We start from the raw sequence: 17,962 nt of genomic DNA on the forward strand, positions 1-17,962 counted from the left end.
CCCCTACAAACGGTCACATTCAGGCGGGCAACGGCGGCCACCCTGTCGCAGCTCTCATGAATAATGGGTTGCATGAAGAACTTTTGCGGGCCAGCGTGGCCCCGCAGCAGCCCATGACCACCACCTCGACCATCTTGCGTTTTGTGGCAGAAGCCTCTGCCGACAGCCCCGGCGGCCGCGTGGCCGCAGGCACCGTCATGAAGTGGATTGACGAAGCCGCTGCCGTGGTGGCCCACCAGTGGGCCAAGAGCCCCTGCGTGGCGGCCAGCTTTGGCAAGATCCGCTTCGCGCACCCCGTGGTGGCTGGTGCCCTGGTGGAGGTGGAAGCCCGCCTGGCCTACACGGGTACCACCAGCATGAACATCTTCATTGAAGTGCGCAGCGGCCCGCAGATCAGCGAGGCCTACCAGGAGGTGACGCACTGCGTGGCGGTGTTCGTCTCGCCCGACGAACATGGCACCCCGCGCCCCGTGGACACCTGGACGCCCGAGACGCCAGGCGACATGGCGCTGGCGCAGCTGGTGCGCAACCAGATCGAGGCCGGGCGCCCCACGCACTGACGCTCACACTGACGCCCCCCGGCCGGTTTACAGCAAGGTGCGCCGTGCGTAGCGCACCACCGTCACGCCGCTCTGCGCCTGCCGCGTGGACGGCATCACCAGCACGCAATCGTCGTACGGAGTGAGCACCGGCTCACCGTCGTTGTCGCCAATGACCGTGCCTTGCTTCTCAATGCACTCCAGCCCGGTGAAGGGCTCCACAAACCGGAATGCCGCACTGCGGGCCACCACAGGCTGGGTCACTTCCAGCGCCCATTGGCGGGGCGCATCGGGCAGGCGCCAGCCGGGCAGTTGCTGCGCCAGCACTGCGGCAGAGATCACACCCGACTGTTCGATGAAGCGCACGCACTGGTCCTGGGCCACCTGCAGGCTGGCCGGGTCGCCATGGAAGCCGCACTCGATCAGCAGCGAACGGGTGTCGCCCGCCTGGTCATCCGGCAGACCGAAGCGGCCGTAGTCGCGCATGCGCACGCCGTCTTTGTGCCCGGCGTCCACCACGATGTGCTCGGGCGCACGCATGGCCCGCGCCAGCGCCAGGTTGCGCGGCTGCACGCCCGTGAGCAGCAACGGCGCCGAAGGCTCGTGCATGGAGTGGATGTCGAGCAGCCAGTCGGCCCGCTGCACAAAAGGCCGCAGCGCGGCGGCGCGGCGGCGCTCGCTGCTGTCGCCAGCGTCCATGCGCTCGTCCAGCCACTGGCGGTTCAGGTCCTGGTCCACAAAGCGCGAGGCGTCGTGGTGGGCTGCGTCAAAGCGGTCAAAGGCTGCCAGATTGCATAACGCCAGCGTGAGGCTGCCCTGCTCGGGCCGCACACCGGCCTCCAGCAGGCCCTTGAGCGCCCAGGCACCGCACAGCTCGTTGCCGTGCACCAGCGCGCTGACCATGACGTTGCGGCCGGGTTTGCCGCTGTCAAAGTGCCACACGCCCTCCACGCCGGTGTTGCCGGCACGCCAGGCGCTGATGTCCGGCACCGGCAAAGCGAAGTGCAGCGGGGCAGGTGCGTTGTTCAGGGTCATGTTCATTCTTCAATCTTGGCGAATTGCACGATCTTGCGGTACTTGTCGATCTCGCTGGCGATGTACTTGTCGGTGTCCACGGTGGGCGAAGCCACCACCGAGCCTGTGGCTTCGAGCTTCTTGCGGAATTCGGGTGACTGCAGCGCATCGGTCAACGCCTTGCGCAGCTTGTCGTGGACGGGCTTGGGCAGGTTGGCAGGGGCCATCAGGGCAAACCACACGCCAATGTCCACGTTCTTGAACTGGGGCGATTCAGCCAGGGCTGGAATGTCGGGCGTGATGGGTGAGCGCTTGGCCTCGGTGGTGCCCAGGGCGATCACCTTGCCGCTCTTGATGTGCGGCAGGCCGCTGGAGAGCACGAACACGCCAAACTCCAGGTTGTTGCCCACCAAGTCGTTGGTGAGCGGCGCCACGCCGCGGTAGGGAATGTGCGTCATGAACAGCTTGCCCTGGCTCTTGAGCATCTCGCCCGCCAAGTGCAGCGATGTGCCCACGCCCGAACTGCCGTAGCTGTACTTGCCGGGGTTCTTGCTGACGAGCTGGATGAAATCTGCCGCGTTCTTCACGCCCGAGGCAGGAGAGGCCACCAGCACCAGTGGCTGCGAAGCCACCAGACCAATCGCGGTGAAGTCCTTGATGTCGTACTTGACCTTCTTGGTCACCAGCTTGTTGATGGCCAGCTCATTGCTCGCGCCCACCAGCAGCGTGTAGCCATCAGGCTGGGCGCTGGCCACCTTCTGCGCACCAATGGCACCGCCCGCGCCACCGATGTTCTCAATCACCACGGGCTGGCCCAGGCGGTTGGACAACTCGGTGCCCACCATGCGGCCCATCAGGTCCGTGCTGCCGCCCGGTGGGTAACCCACCACGATGGTGATGGGCTTGCTGGGTAAGCCGGGGCTTGCGCAAAGGCTGCAGGCGCCAGGGCCAGGCCAGCCAGTGCACCGACCGCCCAATGAAAAACGCTGCGGCGCAGGGCCGATGGAACAGGACGCATGGTGATCTCCTCGATGGGAATGGAGCACCCATTGTGCGAAGCACGGTTGGGTACTGCGGTGCCAAAACGGCACCGAAACCAGCCTTTTCAGCCCGGCGACTGCGCTGCGACAGGTGCCCTGCCCCCCAGTGTCCCGAGTTGGAGATTCGTTACTAGCGGCGTGCAATGGTGGACCAGAGAGACTCGGCCAGCGCGCTCAGGCGGCGCTTGGAGCGGAACATGCGCACATCAAACTTCACCTCCAGCCCCTTGGCACCGGCCGGGGCCAGCAGGCCCGATTTGACGTCGGCATGCACCACAGACCAGGGCAACCATGAAACGCCCAGCCCTTTGCGCACGTACTCGTAGTTGGCATCAGGCGAATCGCATTCCACCAGGCGCTTGAGGTGAGCAGCCAGGGGGTGGTGAGCCAGCAGGTCTTCCACCAGGCGCCCGAGCGCAAGGGTGCGGTCGTAGGCGATGTAAGGCACGGGCGCGCAGCCCGCTTCGAGGAAGTACATCGGGGCACCGCTGGCATCGGTGCGTGAAACGGGCAGCAGCCGGTCGGTGGCCAGCGCAACGTGCTCGAACTGCCTGCCGTCCAGCGGCACCACCAGCGAGGGGTGGTGGTACAGGATGGAAAAGTCGGCCAGGCCGTGCTGCAGGTCATGCACCGCATCCGCCAGCGAACGGGTGGAGATGCGCAACTCACCATCCGCCAGATAGGGCCGCAGCCGCACCAGCCAGTCGGCCACGATGGTGCGCGCCAGGGTGCGGCCGGTGCACAGCGTCACGGTGCGGCCCTGGCGACCGGCAATGGCCATGAGTTCGTCGTGCGACTGCGCGAGGTGGCGCGTCATCTGCAGTGCGGTGTCCAGAAACGCCTGACCCGCAGCCGTGAGCTTGACGGGGCTGGCCTCTCGCTCGATCAGCGGCGTGCCCGCCCAAGACTCCAGCGCGCGAATGCGGCGCCCAAAGGCCGGGTGGGTGACATGGCGCAGCTCGGCCGCGTGGGTAAAGCTCCGCTCCTGCGCCAGCGCCACGAAGTCCTCCAGCCATTTCAGCTGCATGGGCGAGGCTTCCTGGGTGGAACGGGTGGGGCCGCAGGGGAAGGACGGCTTGGGGAGGGCGCTCAGGCGCTGCGAGCGGCCTCCAGCACCGCGCGGGTGCGCAGGGCCTCAGCGCGGGCGGCCGCGCCAAAGTCGGCGCCCTGCGATGCGTAGAGCACGGCACGCGACGAGTTCACGATGATGGGTCCGTCGCTGCGCAGGCCTGCGCGCACGGTGGCCACTGCATCGCCGCCCTGCGCGCCCACGCCGGGGATCAGCAGGGGCAGCGTGGGCGCAATACTGCGCACGCGCTCAATCTCTTGCGGGTAAGTGGCACCCACCACCAGACCGAGCTGGCCGTTCAGGTTCCAGGGGCCCTGGGCCAGCTTGGCAATGTGTTCGTACATCAGGGGCTGGCCTTCGATGCTGGCCAGGCGCTGGTTTTGCAGGTCGTCACCACCGGGGTTGGAGGTGCGGCACAGCAAGAAAGCCCCTTTGCTGGGGTAGGCAGCCAGGTAGGGCTCGATGGAGTCAAAACCCATGAAAGGCGAGAGCGTGACGGCGTCGGCGCCGTAGCGCTCGAATGCCTCTTTGGCGTATTGCTGCGCGGTGGAGCCGATGTCGCCGCGCTTGGCGTCAAGAATCACCGGCACCTGAGGCGCTGTGCGACGCATGTGCTCCATCAGGCGTTCGAGCTGGTCTTCGGCCCGGTAGGCGGCAAAGTAGGCAATCTGCGGCTTGAACGAGCAGACCAGATCGGCCGTGGCATCGACGATGGCCGCGCAGAAGTCGTAAATCTTGCTGGCGTCACCCTTCATGTGGGAGGGGAAACGGGAGGGCTCTGGGTCCAGGCCCACGCACAGCATGGATTGGTTTTGCGTGGTGGCCGTGCGCAGTGTGTCGATGAAGGTCATGGGAGTGATTTTAGGTGGGTGCCGCTGGGCGGGTCCTTGGAACCTGTTCGTGCAGGTCTGCCCATGAAAAAGGCCACCCCACAGGGTGGCCTTGAACGGAACACAGTGCTCTCAGTTTCCGGCTGCGCGCTTTTCCAGAATCTCGAACGCGGGCAGGGTCTTGCCTTCCAGCACTTCCAGGAAAGCGCCGCCGCCGGTGGAGATGTAGCCCACCTGCTTCTCGATACCGTACTTGGCAATCGCGGCCAGGGTGTCGCCACCACCAGCAATGCTGAAGGCAGGCGATTCGGCAATCGCCTGGGCGATTTGCTTGGTGCCGTTTTCAAAGGCCGCAAACTCGAACACGCCCACAGGGCCGTTCCAGACGATGGTGCCAGCGGACTTGAGCTGGGCTGCGAGGCGGGCCGCTGTCTCGGGGCCGATGTCCAGAATCATGTCGTCTTCGGCCACATCAGTGGCGGCCTTCACGGTGGCGGGGGCGTCGGCTGCAAAGGTCTTGGCGACCACCACATCGGTGGGGATCGGCACTTCGGCGCCACGGGCTTTCATGGCGGCCATCACGGCCTTGGCGGCGTCCAGCAGGTCGGGCTCAGCCAGGCTCTTGCCGATGGGCAGCCCTGCCGCCAGCATGAAGGTGTTGGCAATGCCACCGCCCACGATGAGCTGATCCACCTTGTCGGCCAGACTTTGCAAAATGGTGAGCTTGGTAGACACCTTGGAGCCTGCAACGATAGCGGCCAGAGGGCGCTGGGGCTGGGCCAGGGCCTTGGTCAGGGCGTCAATCTCGGCCGACAGCAGCGGGCCGGCGCAGGCGATGGGCGCGAACTGCGCAATGCCGTAGGTCGTGCCTTCGGCGCGGTGGGCCGTACCAAACGCGTCGTTCACGAAGATGTCGCACAGCGCGGCCATCTTGCGGGCCAGCTCTTCCTTGTTCTTCTTCTCGCCCACGTTCAGGCGGCAGTTTTCCAGCAGCACAACCTGGCCGGGGGCCACTTGCACGCCGTCCACCCAGTTGGCAACCAGCGGCACTTCACGGCCCAGCAGCTCGGCCATGCGCTGGGCCACGGGGGCCAGGGAGTCTTCTGGCTTGAATTCGCCCTCGGTCGGGCGGCCCAGGTGGCTGGTCACCATGACGGCGGCACCGGCGTCCAGCGCCATGCGGATGGCGGGGATGGAGGCACGGATGCGGGTGTCTTCGGTGATGTTCCCGGCGTCGTCTTGCGGCACATTCAGGTCGGCACGGATGAAGACGCGCTGGTTGCGGGCCTTGCCCTGGGCGCACAGATCGGAAAAGCGAAGGATGTTCATAGCAGAGGTGTAAAGGGAAAGGAGGGCTTTCGCGGCGGCCATTTTAGTAATCGCAGCAGAGGGGGCGTCCTGTCTGCGCCAGAGCACCCGTGGAACTGGCTTCGCCAGGCCACCGGGTGCGTCCCCCTCCCGCGAAGCGAGAGAGGGGGAAGGCGCCGAAGGCGACTCAGGGGGTGCTATCCCTACCACCCCCAGCCGATGTGCAAAGGCAGGTACACCGCCATGCCCACCACGATGGTGCCCAGGATGCCGCGCCGCCAGAAGTAGTAGCCGGTGGCACACAGCACGGCCGGCAGCCGGGCGTCCTGAAAGGTGTTGATGAGCTGGCCCTGCGACATGAGGATCTCTGGCGCGATCACGGCCGTGAGTGCGGCCAGGGGCGCGTATTTGAGGCCCCGCTTGAGCCAGCTGGGCATGGACATCTCGCGCTCGGGGATCATGAAGAACGACCGCGACACCACGGTGATGACCGCCAACCCGAGGATGGCAATGACGGGTTCAACCCAGGACCAGTTCATGGATGGCGCTCCTCTCGCACAGGCACGACGTCGCCGTCGCGCACATGCTGCTGTTCATCGGCCGGCAAATCTTCTTCAGCGGGCACCAGCAGCAACTCGGGCGGGTTGCGATGATGCTCGACCGCCTCGATCAGCAAGCCCACGGCCACGGCAGCGGCAATGGCCACCAGGATGTTGAGCTTGAGCGGCAGCGCAAACGCGGCAATGGCGGCGGTGGCTGCCACGCCCGTGGCGATCCAGGTGGCGCGGTCAAACAGCAGCGACAGCAGCACGCCCAGCAGCGCCAGCACGCCTGCAAAACCCAGGCCCCACGACAGCGGCACCACGTTGGCCAGGGCGATGCCCACCAGCGAAGGCACCTGCCAAGCCAGCCAGTTGGTGCAGGCCGCGCCCCAAAAGTAGGGCACCTGGTCCGGCTCAGGCTTTGGCTCAGGAAAGCGCTTCATGAACGCCACAAAGATCACGTCGCCGCTGAAGTAACCGGTGGCCAGCCGCCAGCGCAGCGGCAGGTGCGCAAAGTAGTTGCGCCACATGCTGCTGAAGATGACGAAGCGCAAGTTGACGCACGCGGCGGTGAGCCACACCACCCACAGCGGCGCACCCACCATGAGCAACGGCAGCACTGCCAGCTGGGCGCTGCCCGCGTACACCACCAGCGACATGAACACCGCCATGGGCAGCGACATGCCGCTCTTGATCATGGCCACGCCCGTGACCAGCCCCCAGGCCCCAATGCCCAGCGAGGTGCCGGCCATGTCTTTGCCCGCCAGGCGAAACGACGGGTGGCTGAGCATGGCCCGCGCGCGGGCCCAGGGCGACGCGCTCACGCGGCCACCGTGCTGGTGCCCAGCACCTGGCCTACAGTCAGCGGAAAGCCGCGCAGAAAGTCTGCCACCGGCAGGCGCTTGCCCCCAGCACGCTGCAGGGTGGTCAGGCGCAGGGCGCCGCCCTCGCCACAAGCCACCGTCACGCCCTCTGGGCCTGATGCCAAAATCTGCCCGCAGCGCTCATTGGATAAGCGCTGGTAGCTATCAATTTCATAGCCCCACACCTTGATCGCCTCGCCCTGCAAAGCGGTGCTGGCGCCCGGGAAGGGATCGAAGGCGCGAATGCGCTGGCCAATCACATGCGCTGGCAAAGACCAGTCGATCTCGCTCTCGGCCTTCTCGATCTTGTGCGCGTAGGTCACGCCCTCGGCAGGCTGGGGCACGGGCTGCAGGCCGCCACAGGCCGCCAGCTCCAGCGCTTCCACGATCATGCGGCCACCCAGGTCGGCCAGGCGGTCGTGCAGCACCGCTGTGGTGTCGGTGGGCGCGATGGGGGTTTTTTCGACCAGCAGCATGTCGCCCGTATCCAGCCCTGCGTCCATCTGCATGATGGTGACGCCGGTTTCGGCATCGCCCGCCTCGATGGCGCGGTGGATGGGCGCAGCGCCACGCCAGCGGGGCAACAGGCTGGCGTGGATATTGAGGCAACCTTTGGCGGGCATATCCAGCACCCACTGGGGCAGGATGAGACCGTAGGCGGCCACCACCATCACATCGGCCTGGGCAGCCAGCAACGCATCGCGGGCGGCGGCAGCGTCTTCGGGGTATTTACCGTCCAGCCGCAGGCTGCGGGGCTGGGCCACAGCAATGCCATGGTCCAGCGCGCATTGCTTGACGGGGGAGGCCTGCAGCTTCATGCCACGGCCTGCAGGGCGGTCGGGCTGCGTCAGCACCAATGGCACGGTGAACCCCGCCGCCAGCAGGCGCGCCAGGGCCACGCGGGCAAATTCGGGGGTTCCGGCAAAAATCACTCTCATGGCAAATCTCTCGCAATACGGCTCAGCCGGGCAACGGCCCGCGCGGGCTGGTGGAACAAGGGGCGCCAAGAATGAGGCGCCGCGCCACCGTCATGGGCGGTCGTCAGGGGCGTTGGATACATCGTCCACAAACAGCACACGCTGCACCGTGCCCGATGGATCGATGTGGAGGTAGGCAAAGCGCGGGTCGGACAGCTGAAGGAACCGGTACGTCCAGACTTCGCCCTCAAACCGGGCCACGCGCTCCACCCGCTGGGGCGCTCCCAACCAGTAGCGCACGTCCGATACCGTCCACTGCCCGACGGGGATCTGCTCCAGCCAGGCCTGCGTCAGCGCCGGCGCATTGCGCACCAGGCGCCCCGTGGCGTCGAAATCCAGGTTGTAGACCTGCACGCCTGCGGGCAGTTCAGAGTATTGCCACCGCTCGCCGCCTTCGGGGCGGGGATACATGGCGGTGGGTGGCCCCAGGCGCGCAGCCACGTCGGCCCGCGCGGAGCCCAGAGCCTCTTTGCCCGGCACTGCGCAGCCCACCATCACAGCGCACACCGCACCTGCACTGCACACCGCCAGCCAACGCAGCACCTGCGCCCAACGGGCGCGCGGAGCATGGTGGTGGGGTTGTGCAGCAGGTGCGGAGGTATTCACTCCCGATTACCTCGCTGCTGCTTGAGCATTTTGGTTTTGATGCGGTTGCGTTTGAGGGGCGACAGATATTCCACAAACACCTTGCCGAGCAGGTGGTCCATTTCGTGTTGAATACAAACCGCCAGCAAACCCTCGGCTTCCACAGTATGCGGCTGGCCCTTCTCGTTGAGCGCCTTCACATGAACGCGGGTGGAACGCTCCACGCCGTCGTAAATGCCGGGCACGGAAAGGCAGCCCTCGTCGCCCACCTGCTTTTCGGGGCTGGCCCAGGTGATTTCCGGGTTGATGAGCACCAGCGGCTGGTCGCGCTCCTCAGATACGTCAATGACCACCACGCGTTCGTGCACGTCGATCTGCGTGGCCGCCAAGCCGATGCCGTGGGCGTCGTACATGGTGGCCAGCATGTCGGCCACCAGGGTCTGGATGCGTTCATCCACCGCTGCCACAGGCTTTGCCACCTTGTGCAGGCGCGGATCGGGGAAACAAAGAATAGGAAGAATTGCCATGAAACCAGGTAATAAGTGTCGCTATTTTCGCCACTTTTGAGCAAAGGCGCTGGCCCCCAAGCCAATATTCATTGCCCAATCAAGGGCTTGAGCAGAGAATCTGAGATGGTTTGTAATGTATTTGCCAGCAGTTTCGTGGAAAAAAGGCTGCTGGCATCAGTGAGGGGGCGTATACCAATGCATCAAAAAAGGAAAAACAGGATGGCTTTCACCAGCGCACAGAAAACAGCCTTGGGAGCGCTGGCAGTCATTGCCGCTTTTACCTGCACACCTACTTTCGCCCAGAAATACCCCATTACCGATGCCCAGCGCAGCACTGCCCATCAGGTGGCTGAAAAAGGTGTTCCCGTGTCTGAATTGGCGCCCAACGCGCCAGACATCTATGTGGTCAAACGTGGCGATACGCTGTGGGATATTTCTCGCATGTACCTCAAGAGCCCCTGGCGCTGGCCAGAGCTGTGGGGCATGAACCTCAAGGCGCTGCCCAATCCGCACCTGATCTTCCCAGGGCAGACGCTGTACCTGGACAAGAGCGATGGCTACGCGCGCCTGCGCACCCAGCCCACGGGCGGGTCCGACACAGTGCGCCTGTCACCCCGCACCCGCACGGACAGCCTTGCCAGCCTGGCGCTGCCCACGCTCAAGACCCACCTGATCGCGCCGTTCCTGGTGGAACCGCTGGTGGCTGATGCCGCCACCATCGAGCAAGCCCCGCGCCTTGTCGCCACCACCGACCAGCGTGTGCTGATGGCCGCTGGCGACCGGGTGTACGCACGCGGCAACCCTGACGCACCGCTGAGCACCAAACCCGGCCAACCCCGCAGCTTCCGCGTCTTCCGGGAAGCCATTCCGCTCAAGGACCCCGTTACCGGGGAGGTGCTGGGTTATGAAGCCCGTTACCTGGGCAATGCCGAACTCGCGCGCAGCGAAACCACGGAAGAAATCAGCGACGGCAAGGGCAACCTCAAGCAAGAGCCCGTGCCCGCCACGGTAGACATCACATCCACCAAGGAAGAAATTCGCGCCGGTGACCGCATGCTGCCCGAGCCACCCCGCACCTTCAAAAACTACATTCCGCACGAGCCCCAGACCAGCGTGAATGCACGGGTGGTGTCGATCTACGGCTCCACCCCCGTCGCCGTGGCTGGGCAAAACCAGGTGATCGCCATCAACATGGGAACCGCCCAGGGCATGGAGCCAGGCCATGTGCTGACGCTGCTCACCCAGGGCGACCGCGTGAGGGACACGACGGCAGAGGGCAAGCCCACCATCAAGCTGCCCAGCGAGCACAATGGCCTGGCCATGGTGTTCCTGACGTTCGAGCGCGTTTCCTACGCACTGCTGCTGGACGTGCGCACCGGTGTGCGCGTGGGTGACCGTCTTGTCAACCCCCATTAAACATTGCGCCCACCAGCGTGACCCATCCAACGGGGCCTGTGGGCCCCGTTTTTACGTAGCCTCTCAATCTTCCTCTGAGCCCGCTCATGGACCGCGATGAACTAGGCGCATGGCTGCGGCTTGCCACCACACCGGGCATCGGCAACCAGACCGCGCGCAAATTGCTGGCTACCTTTGGGCTGCCCACGGCCCTCTTTGCACAAACCGAGGCAGCTCTGAGCCAGTGCGTCAGCGAGCGGCATGCACGCGCTCTGGTCACGGTGCCCCCATCGTGGTCTGAATTGCTGGAAAAGACTTGGCAATGGCTGCACGCCAGCGATTTGGCCGAAGGCACTGCGCGCGCCATCATCACCCTGGGGGATGTGCGCTATCCCAAGAAACTGCTCGACACCGAGGACCCGCCGCTCATGCTCTACGTGGTGGGCGCCCGCGCTGTGGTGCAAGGTCAGCCCTTCGCCGAAGGGCGCTGCCTGGCCGTGGTGGGTAGCCGAAACCCTACGGCGCAAGGCGCGGACAACGCCTACCAATTTGCGAAGGCATTGGGGGCCACAGGGCTCACGATCGTCTCGGGTCTCGCACTGGGCGTGGATGCGGCAGCCCATGAAGGCGCTCTGGCCCCTATCGCGCCAGATCGTTCCCTGAAAGAAGGCGACGCACCCACGACCATCGCCGTGGTGGGAACAGGGTTGGACCGCGTGTACCCCAGCCGCCATCTCGACTTGGCGCACCGCATTGCCCGGCACGGCTTGCTGGTGAGCGAGTACCCTCTGGGCACCCCCCCGCTGGCCCCCAACTTTCCCAAGCGCAACCGCATCATTTCAGGCCTGTCGCAGGGCACGCTGGTGGTGGAGGCAGCCCTGGCGTCTGGCTCACTGATCACCGCCAGGCTGGCGACGGAACAAGGACGCGAGGTGTTTGCGATTCCGGGTTCGATCCACGCCCCGCAATCCCGGGGTTGTCACGCCCTCATCAAGCAAGGGGCCAAGCTGGTGGAGTGTGCACAAGACGTGCTCGAAGAATGCCGTTGGGCGCTACCGGCCGCCAGCTCATTCACGGCTGACGACACAGCCGTCGGTACGGACGAACCTGCTGCGACTGCACCCCGGGAAAGTGCGCTGTTGCAAGCCATGGGCTACGACCCCGTCGGGCTGGATGCCTTGGTCAACCGCACAGGAATGGATGCCGCGAGCCTGCAAGTGCAATTGCTGGAACTGGAGCTGGACGGTGTAGTCGCCCGTTTGCCCGGTGCACTGTTCCAGCGGGTGGGGCGGGGCTGAACGTGAAATAGGCCCGGCTGGCGGTGCGCCGAAACTCAGAGATCGCTGCAGGGCTCAGTCGAGCAGGCGTTCCGGGTTGGCGTCCAGCTTTGCCAGGGCGTCACGAGTGGCGCGCATGGTGAGGCCTTCTTCATCCTGCGCCACCAGAAGCCCGCTTTGGAGGTACGCCGCCAGTCGGCGCAGCTGGATCAGGTAGCTGCTGCCATCCACGGCAGCAAACAAGTGCAATTGCTTGCGTTTGCTCTGCCACACATACTGAACCTGGGCAGAAGAGCCGTTGTGGTCCAGCGTGTACCAGGTGCCGGGTTTGAGCTCTTGGGCCCAGGCCACCATCGCATCGTCCACAGGGGCGTCGTTGTCAGCGATGACAAAGATGGACGAGGCATCGATGCCCAGCATCATCTCGATGCTTTCGGAATTGAGCGGCATATCGCCCAAAGTGGCATCGTTGATGAAGTCTTCCAGGTTGGCCAGACGCTTGGACATCGCCTCGATGTGGGCTTGCGGAATGCTGGCCGTCTTGGAGAGGAAGGCTTCCGCCAGGGTATCCGTCAAGACCTTGATGGTGGCGTCCTGGTCAGCGCCAGTCACGCCGATCAAGGTCAGCCCCTGGCGCAAACGTTGCAGCAGCCCCGGCAGTTGCTGGATCACCAGCGCGCGATCGCTGCGATTGGGCTTGGCGCTGGCCGCCCACACCAGGTCGGCCGCGGTTTGCTTGAACATGACGGTGTCGGCGTGCTGCGCGCCGTCGCGCACGGCCGACAGTGCCAGCACCTCAGCCCAGGTCTTGAACAGGAACTCGCGGATCTCGTCGCGCACCGGCATGTCGCGCAGCATGGTGCGCAGCTCAATGGTGTACTGGATGGCCAGCGTCTCGCGCTGCTCTACCTGCTGGGCCACGCTGACCAAACGTGAAGTGGCCTGCTTTTCAGTGAGAAATTTGGAGAGGAATTTCTCAAACTCCTCGTGCACCAGCTGAAACACCCGCCGCCCCGTTTCCGGGTACTGCTCAATCACCTGCACCACACGGCGAATTTCCGCCTCCAGTGCGCTGCCGTTGATGGCGGTGGCATCAAAGCCCATCACACAAGCGCCCATGCGATCAATGAGCTGGCGTGCGGGGTGATCCAGGTTGCTGAAAAACTCCGGCTCGGCCAGCGCCACACGCAGCACGGGCACCTGAAGGCGGGCGAACCACACGCGCACGGCCGGCGGAATGCGGTCTTCCGCCAGAATGCTCTGAAACATCAGCGCCACCACCTCGATGATGGCTTTCTCACCAGGGGTAACGGCTTTTTTCTTCAGCTCGGCGGAACGCTCGCGCACCGCCCCGGCCACCTGCACTACCGCCGCAGGGCTGTAATCTTCCGCAATGGTGACCATGCCGCTGTAATGCGTTTCCGCCTGCACGCGCTGGGCCGACAGTGCATGCGCCAGCGCCGCCGAGGCAGGCGGTGCCTGGGTCATGTCAAAGCCCGTTACAGGCTGGGACAACAGGCGGCGCAGTTGCCCCATCACTCCCTGCGCCCGTTGCCGGGCACGGATCAAGGGAGTCATGCCGGTGACGGCGCCCAAACCACCACCCGCCATGGCGGGGTACGACCCAGGCACCCGTGGGATGGAGCCACCCATGGGTCCCATAGGGGGGCGCCGCAGGGGTTCACCACGGCCTGACGCAGGGCCAGCCACGCGATCGGATCGGTCCGCCCCCAAGGCCGCGGCGCCCGAAGCCCCTGCGGTGGTTCGGCGAACACGGTTGCGCATGTCCGTGGGCGCAGCCACGCCCTGTTCCACATAAAAGACGTTGACGGCCTGGTAGTGCTTTTGCACCTGGTTGGCCAACTCGCGCTGCAGCGGATCAATCACCCGCAGCAAATCGGTGCGAGGCAACCCTGCTTCCACCCACTGCTCCACCAGCTTCAGGCAGATGGTCTCCGCCCGCAAGATGTCCGTGCTGTCCATGTCTTGCCCCTCCAGCACCTGGGTGCGCTGGCGCAAGGAGTCGAACTGCTGGCTGACCTGCTCGGCCACCGTGAGGGCCATGCGAGAGGCGACGATCTTGTTTTCCACCACATCGTCGCTGAGCAACTCGAAGGAGAGATTCACCGCGCGGCCACCCGGGCCAGCGCTGGAGGCGGGCAGTACCGCATCACGCCATGCCTTGGCGGTGCCGTCAAGCCATGCGGCCTGGTGCTGTTGGTACAGCAGCCAGGCATCGCGGCGGGTTTGCATTTCTCGCTGGGTGCCCGTCTGCGCCATCAGCGCCGACAGGAACTCACCCACCGTTTTGTGCAGGTCAGGCAGGCTGGCGCACAAACCCTCGACGAAACGCTGCCGTGCCTGGCGCGCAAGGCGGCGTTGCGCTACGAGCGTTTCAGAGGATTGCATGCGTCGATATTACCGGCTCAAACGGCCGCCCCAGCGTTGGGATCGTTCGGATCACCACCTTCTTTGCGCGGTGCCGACACCAGGTCTTCCCGCTTGACGCCCAGCCACATGGCAATGGCGGCGGCCACGAACACCGAGGAATAGATACCGAACAAGATACCGATGGTCAGCGCCATGGCAAAGTAATGCAGGCTGGGGCCACCAAAGAACAGCATAGACAGCACCATCGCCTCGGTCGAGGCGTGGGTGATGATGGTGCGGCTCATGGTGCTGGTGATGGCGTGATCGATCACCTCTGAGGTGGTCATCTTGCGGTACTTGCGGAAGGCCTCACGGATCCGGTCAAAAATCACAACTGACTCGTTGACCGAGTAGCCCAGCACGGCCAGCACAGCCGCCAGCACCGACAGCGAGAACTCCCACTGGAAGAAGGCAAAGAAGCCGAGAATGATCACCACATCGTGCAGGTTGGCGATGATGGCCGCCACACCGAACTTCCATTCAAAGCGGAAGGCCAGGTAGATCACGATGCCCAGCACCACAAAGGCCAGCGCCATAAGGCCCCCGTGCACCAGCTCTTCCCCCACCTGAGGACCGACAAACTCAGTGCGGCGCAGAGTCACGTCCGCATCGTTCGCCTTGAGCGCCTGCAGCACCTGCTCGCTTTGCTGGGCGGATGTGACACCTTTTTGCACGGGCAAGCGAATCAGCACATCACGGGGCGTGCCAAAGCTCTGCACCTGCACATCGGTGTAGCCCAGGCCGGACACCGTCTCGCGCACCTTGGCCAGCTCAGCGGGCTGGCTGTAGGCCACTTCCATCACCGTGCCACCGGTGAACTCCACCGACAGGTGCAACCCACGGGTGAGCAGGAAGAAGACTGCCAGTGCAAAGGTGATGAAGGAGATCGCGTTGAAGATCAACGCGTGCTTCATGAAGGGAATGTCTTTTTTGATTCGGAAGAATTCCATGTCTTCCTCCTTTATTGCGACTTGGCCACGGCAGTGGCGTCCGACTCAGGCTTCCAGACCTGGCCGATGGAAACGCTCTTGAGCTTTTTCTGGCGGCCGTACCACAGGTTCACCAGACCTCGCGAGAAGAACACGGCCGAGAACATGCTGGTCAAGATACCGATGCAGTGCACCACGGCAAAACCGCGCACGGGGCCCGAACCAAAAGCCAGCAGGGCCAGGCCCGCGATCAGCGTGGTCACGTTGGAGTCCAGAATCGTGGCCCAGGCACGGTCGTAGCCCGTGTGGATGGCCGCTTGCGGGGCCACGCCAGCGCGCAGCTCTTCGCGCACACGTTCATTGATCAGCACGTTCGAGTCGATGGCCACACCAATGGCCAGCGCCATGGCAGCAATACCGGGCAGCGTGAGCGTGGCCTGTAGCATGGACAAGATGGCCACCAGCAGCATCACGTTCACCGCCAGCGCGATGCTGGAGATCACGCCAAACAGCTGGTAGTACACGCACATGAACGCAGCGATGGCAGCCAAGCCCCACACCACGCTGTGGATACCACGCTCGATGTTGTCGGCACCGAGGCTGGGGCCGATGGTGTATTCCTCGATGATTTCCATGGGCGCGGCCAGCGAACCGGCGCGCAGCAGCAGCGCGATGTTGTTGGCCTCGGCCGTGGTCATGCGGCCCGAAATCTGCACGCGGCCACCACCGATTTCAGAGCGGATGACAGGCGCCGTCACCACTTCGCCCTTGCCCTTTTCAAACAGCACGATGGCCATGCGCTTGCCAATGTTCTCACGCGTGATGTCGCGGAAGATGCGCGAGCCCTTGGCGTCCAGCGTCAGGTTCACGGTGGGTTCTTGCGTCTGGCTGTCAAAGCCGGGCTGGGCGTCGGTCAGGTTTTCACCGGTCAGGATGACCTGCTTCTTCACGATCACCGACTGGCCGCTGCGCTCGGGGTAGCGCTCGGAGCCAAAGGGCACGGGGCCACGGCCTTGCTCGGCGGCGCGCGCCTCGGTGCTTTCGTCCACCATGCGCACTTCCAGCGTGGCCGTACGGCCCAGAATATCCTTGGCCTGGGCGGTGTCTTGCACGCCGGCCAGTTGCACCACGATGCGATCCAGGCCCTGCTGCTGGATCACGGGCTCGGTCACACCCAGTTCGTTGATCCGGTTGTGGAGCGTGACGATGTTCTGCTTGACAGCTTGCTCTTGCACCTTGCGAGCGGCCTCGGGCTTGATGCTGGCGCGCAGGCGCAGGCCGTCGCCATCGGGCTGGCTCACCACCTGCAAGTCGGCAAACTGGTCGGCAATGATGTTGCGCACCGTGTTCTGGGTGGCTTCGTCGGCCACCTTGATGTCGATGGTCTGGCCGTCGCGCGAGATACCGCTGTGGCGCACATTCTTCTCGCGCAGCGCGGTGCGGATGTCACCGGAATAAGCCTCGGCCTTCTTGGTGAGGGCCGCCTGCATGTCCACCTGCAGCATGAAGTGAACGCCGCCCCGCAGGTCCAGCCCCAGGAACATGGGGCGGGCATGGATGGCACTGAGCCACGCGGGGGTGCGTGAAATCTGGTTGAGCGCGACGACGAAGCTCGGGTCGTTCGCATCGGGCACCAGGGCCTTCTGGATCACGTCCTTCGCCTTGAGCTGGTTTTCCAGCGTGTCGAAGCGTGCGCGCACCGAAGTGCCTTCCACCGCCACCCGCTCGGCCGTCAGACTGGCGGCGGCCAGGGCCTGCTCCACCCGCTGCGCCACAGCGTCGTCGATCTTGACGCCGCTCTTGACCGCAGAAACCTGCACCGCAGGCGTTTCACCAAAGAAATTGGGCAGGCTGTACAAGGCACCCACCAGCAGCACGATCACCAGGATCGCCCACTTCCAGACCGGATATCGGTTCATGATCGCGCTCTTACCTCACGGAAAGCTTGTGGGGCGGGCAGCACGGCGGCCCCTGCCCCTGACGAGGGCTGGCGACGACCACCGCTGCCACGCCCTGACTCTGGTTTGGTTACTTCACCGTGCCCTTGGGCAGCACTTGCACCACGGCGCTGCGCTGGATCTGCACTTCCACGTTGTTGGCGATTTCGATGTGCAGGAAGCCTTCCGACAGGCGCGTGACCTTGCCGATGATGCCGCCAGCGGTAGCGACTTCGTCGCCCTTGGCCAGCGCGTCAATCATGGCGCGGTGTTCCTTTTGGCGCTTCATCTGGGGGCGGATCATGACGAAGTACAGCACCACGAACATCAGCACCAGAGGCAGCATGCCGGTCAGCGAAGACATCAGGTCGCCACCACCTGCAGCGGCGGCAGGAGCGGTCTGAGCAAAAGCAGAAGAAATAAACACGTCAAGGACTCCCAGCAGAGGATCAAAAATTCGAAATTCCACACAGCCAGCGGAGGATGCCGAATGGGGAGTTCGCTGATGCAATAAAGAGGTCGAAATCGTCGCCAGGCAAGGCGCCAACCACAGCGATAGCCGTCGCTATCGCGAGGATTGGCAACGCGGCCTGGCGGCGATGCTCGGCGTCTTTATGCAACGAATTCCCAATTCAGGGCCCTCGGCGCCCGCCATGGGGTAACCGGACATTGTATGCGGCGCCTATGTCATCACCCAAGACCGGATGGGCCTGGGGGG

The 17,962-nt window shown here is 64.5% G+C and carries 16 protein-coding genes and 1 pseudogene; 3 read left to right on the top strand and 14 right to left on the bottom strand.

Annotated elements, in window-relative coordinates; genetic code table 11:
* Positions 1-113: 113 nt before the first annotated feature.
* The gene (locus AADJ04_RS09880) at positions 114-560 is read left to right on the top strand and encodes an acyl-CoA thioesterase (RefSeq protein ID WP_066785759.1); all 447 of its coding nucleotides are present in this window, start codon (positions 114-116) and stop codon (positions 558-560) included.
* A gap of 27 nt (positions 561-587) precedes the next feature.
* Here AADJ04_RS09880 and AADJ04_RS09885 read toward each other — a convergent pair whose 3' ends face one another.
* The 10 genes and pseudogenes from AADJ04_RS09885 to def all read right to left on the bottom strand — a co-directional run bounded on the left by AADJ04_RS09885 (position 588) and on the right by def (position 9,294).
* Positions 588-1,580, bottom strand: a complete 993-nt coding sequence (locus tag AADJ04_RS09885; protein ID WP_341239513.1) for a succinylglutamate desuccinylase/aspartoacylase family protein — start codon at positions 1,578-1,580, stop codon at positions 588-590.
* Positions 1,577-2,571: pseudogene (locus tag AADJ04_RS09890) on the bottom strand (tripartite tricarboxylate transporter substrate binding protein). Before AADJ04_RS09890 ends, AADJ04_RS09885 begins: the two are co-directional and overlap by 4 nt.
* A gap of 152 nt (positions 2,572-2,723) precedes the next feature.
* Positions 2,724-3,620, bottom strand: a complete 897-nt coding sequence (locus AADJ04_RS09895; protein WP_341239514.1) for a LysR family transcriptional regulator — start codon at positions 3,618-3,620, stop codon at positions 2,724-2,726.
* Between the two features lie 62 nt (positions 3,621-3,682).
* Complete coding sequence (gene pyrF, locus AADJ04_RS09900) at positions 3,683-4,513, bottom strand: orotidine-5'-phosphate decarboxylase (protein ID WP_341239515.1); 831 nt, start codon at positions 4,511-4,513, stop codon at positions 3,683-3,685.
* A gap of 111 nt (positions 4,514-4,624) precedes the next feature.
* A complete protein-coding gene (locus AADJ04_RS09905) occupies positions 4,625-5,821 on the bottom strand; it encodes a phosphoglycerate kinase (RefSeq protein WP_341239516.1) in 1,197 nt (398 codons plus the stop codon).
* Between the two features lie 182 nt (positions 5,822-6,003).
* Complete coding sequence (locus AADJ04_RS09910; RefSeq protein ID WP_198846130.1) at positions 6,004-6,339, bottom strand: AzlD domain-containing protein; 336 nt, start codon at positions 6,337-6,339, stop codon at positions 6,004-6,006.
* Positions 6,336-7,133, bottom strand: coding sequence for an AzlC family ABC transporter permease (locus AADJ04_RS09915; protein ID WP_341239521.1), 798 nt, complete (start codon positions 7,131-7,133; stop codon positions 6,336-6,338). The genes AADJ04_RS09910 and AADJ04_RS09915 overlap by 4 nt, the downstream gene beginning before the upstream one ends.
* 29 nt (positions 7,134-7,162) lie before the next feature.
* Positions 7,163-8,143 carry a methionyl-tRNA formyltransferase gene (gene fmt, locus AADJ04_RS09920; protein ID WP_341239517.1) on the bottom strand — a complete coding sequence of 327 codons (981 nt, stop codon included), beginning with the start codon at positions 8,141-8,143 and terminating at the stop codon, positions 7,163-7,165.
* A gap of 90 nt (positions 8,144-8,233) precedes the next feature.
* A complete protein-coding gene (locus tag AADJ04_RS09925; protein ID WP_244939047.1) occupies positions 8,234-8,788 on the bottom strand; it encodes a hypothetical protein in 555 nt (184 codons plus the stop codon).
* Positions 8,785-9,294, bottom strand: coding sequence for a peptide deformylase (gene def, locus AADJ04_RS09930; RefSeq protein ID WP_044394985.1), 510 nt, complete (start codon positions 9,292-9,294; stop codon positions 8,785-8,787). The genes AADJ04_RS09925 and def overlap by 4 nt, the downstream gene beginning before the upstream one ends.
* A 201-nt stretch (positions 9,295-9,495) precedes the next feature.
* On the opposite strand from def, the gene AADJ04_RS09935 reads away from it, so the two are divergent.
* Positions 9,496-10,692 (top strand): LysM peptidoglycan-binding domain-containing protein, encoded by a 1,197-nt coding sequence (locus AADJ04_RS09935; protein ID WP_341239518.1) that lies wholly within the window; start codon positions 9,496-9,498, stop codon positions 10,690-10,692.
* Positions 10,693-10,778: 86 nt separating this feature from the next.
* Complete coding sequence (dprA, locus tag AADJ04_RS09940; RefSeq protein WP_142082781.1) at positions 10,779-11,969, top strand: DNA-processing protein DprA; 1,191 nt, start codon at positions 10,779-10,781, stop codon at positions 11,967-11,969.
* A gap of 54 nt (positions 11,970-12,023) precedes the next feature.
* Here dprA and AADJ04_RS09945 read toward each other — a convergent pair whose 3' ends face one another.
* From AADJ04_RS09945 to yajC, 4 genes are all read right to left on the bottom strand, one after another.
* Positions 12,024-14,357 carry a DUF1631 domain-containing protein gene (locus AADJ04_RS09945; protein ID WP_341239519.1) on the bottom strand — a complete coding sequence of 778 codons (2,334 nt, stop codon included), beginning with the start codon at positions 14,355-14,357 and terminating at the stop codon, positions 12,024-12,026.
* A 17-nt stretch (positions 14,358-14,374) separates the two neighbouring features.
* Positions 14,375-15,328 carry a protein translocase subunit SecF gene (secF, locus tag AADJ04_RS09950; RefSeq protein WP_066695417.1) on the bottom strand — a complete coding sequence of 318 codons (954 nt, stop codon included), beginning with the start codon at positions 15,326-15,328 and terminating at the stop codon, positions 14,375-14,377.
* Between the two features lie 11 nt (positions 15,329-15,339).
* The gene (gene secD, locus AADJ04_RS09955; protein ID WP_207374261.1) at positions 15,340-17,226 is read right to left on the bottom strand and encodes a protein translocase subunit SecD; all 1,887 of its coding nucleotides are present in this window, start codon (positions 17,224-17,226) and stop codon (positions 15,340-15,342) included.
* A gap of 109 nt (positions 17,227-17,335) precedes the next feature.
* Entirely contained in the window at positions 17,336-17,671 is a 336-nt protein-coding gene (gene yajC / locus AADJ04_RS09960) for a preprotein translocase subunit YajC (protein ID WP_207374260.1), read from the bottom strand.
* Positions 17,672-17,962: the final 291 nt, after the last annotated feature.

This window comes from uncultured Acidovorax sp., from assembly GCF_964021665.1.
In the GTDB taxonomy this organism is placed as follows: domain Bacteria; phylum Pseudomonadota; class Gammaproteobacteria; order Burkholderiales; family Burkholderiaceae_C; genus Acidovorax; species Acidovorax temperans.

Excerpts from the sequence above, each read along its gene's own strand:
- AADJ04_RS09880 (WP_066785759.1), top strand. The coding sequence starts at position 114 with ATGACCACCACCTCGACCATCTTGCGTTTTGTGGCAGAAGCCTCTGCC.
- AADJ04_RS09885 (WP_341239513.1), bottom strand. The coding sequence starts at position 1,580 with ATGAACATGACCCTGAACAACGCACCTGCCCCGCTGCACTTCGCTTTG.
- AADJ04_RS09895 (WP_341239514.1), bottom strand. The coding sequence starts at position 3,620 with ATGCAGCTGAAATGGCTGGAGGACTTCGTGGCGCTGGCGCAGGAGCGG.
- pyrF (WP_341239515.1), bottom strand. The coding sequence starts at position 4,513 with ATGACCTTCATCGACACACTGCGCACGGCCACCACGCAAAACCAATCC.
- AADJ04_RS09905 (WP_341239516.1), bottom strand. The coding sequence starts at position 5,821 with ATGAACATCCTTCGCTTTTCCGATCTGTGCGCCCAGGGCAAGGCCCGC.
- AADJ04_RS09910 (WP_198846130.1), bottom strand. The coding sequence starts at position 6,339 with ATGAACTGGTCCTGGGTTGAACCCGTCATTGCCATCCTCGGGTTGGCG.
- AADJ04_RS09915 (WP_341239521.1), bottom strand. The coding sequence starts at position 7,133 with ATGCTCAGCCACCCGTCGTTTCGCCTGGCGGGCAAAGACATGGCCGGC.
- fmt (WP_341239517.1), bottom strand. The coding sequence starts at position 8,143 with ATGAGAGTGATTTTTGCCGGAACCCCCGAATTTGCCCGCGTGGCCCTG.
- def (WP_044394985.1), bottom strand. The coding sequence starts at position 9,294 with ATGGCAATTCTTCCTATTCTTTGTTTCCCCGATCCGCGCCTGCACAAG.
- AADJ04_RS09935 (WP_341239518.1), top strand. The coding sequence starts at position 9,496 with ATGGCTTTCACCAGCGCACAGAAAACAGCCTTGGGAGCGCTGGCAGTC.
- dprA (WP_142082781.1), top strand. The coding sequence starts at position 10,779 with ATGGACCGCGATGAACTAGGCGCATGGCTGCGGCTTGCCACCACACCG.
- AADJ04_RS09945 (WP_341239519.1), bottom strand. The coding sequence starts at position 14,357 with ATGCAATCCTCTGAAACGCTCGTAGCGCAACGCCGCCTTGCGCGCCAG.
- secF (WP_066695417.1), bottom strand. The coding sequence starts at position 15,328 with ATGGAATTCTTCCGAATCAAAAAAGACATTCCCTTCATGAAGCACGCG.
- secD (WP_207374261.1), bottom strand. The coding sequence starts at position 17,226 with ATGAACCGATATCCGGTCTGGAAGTGGGCGATCCTGGTGATCGTGCTG.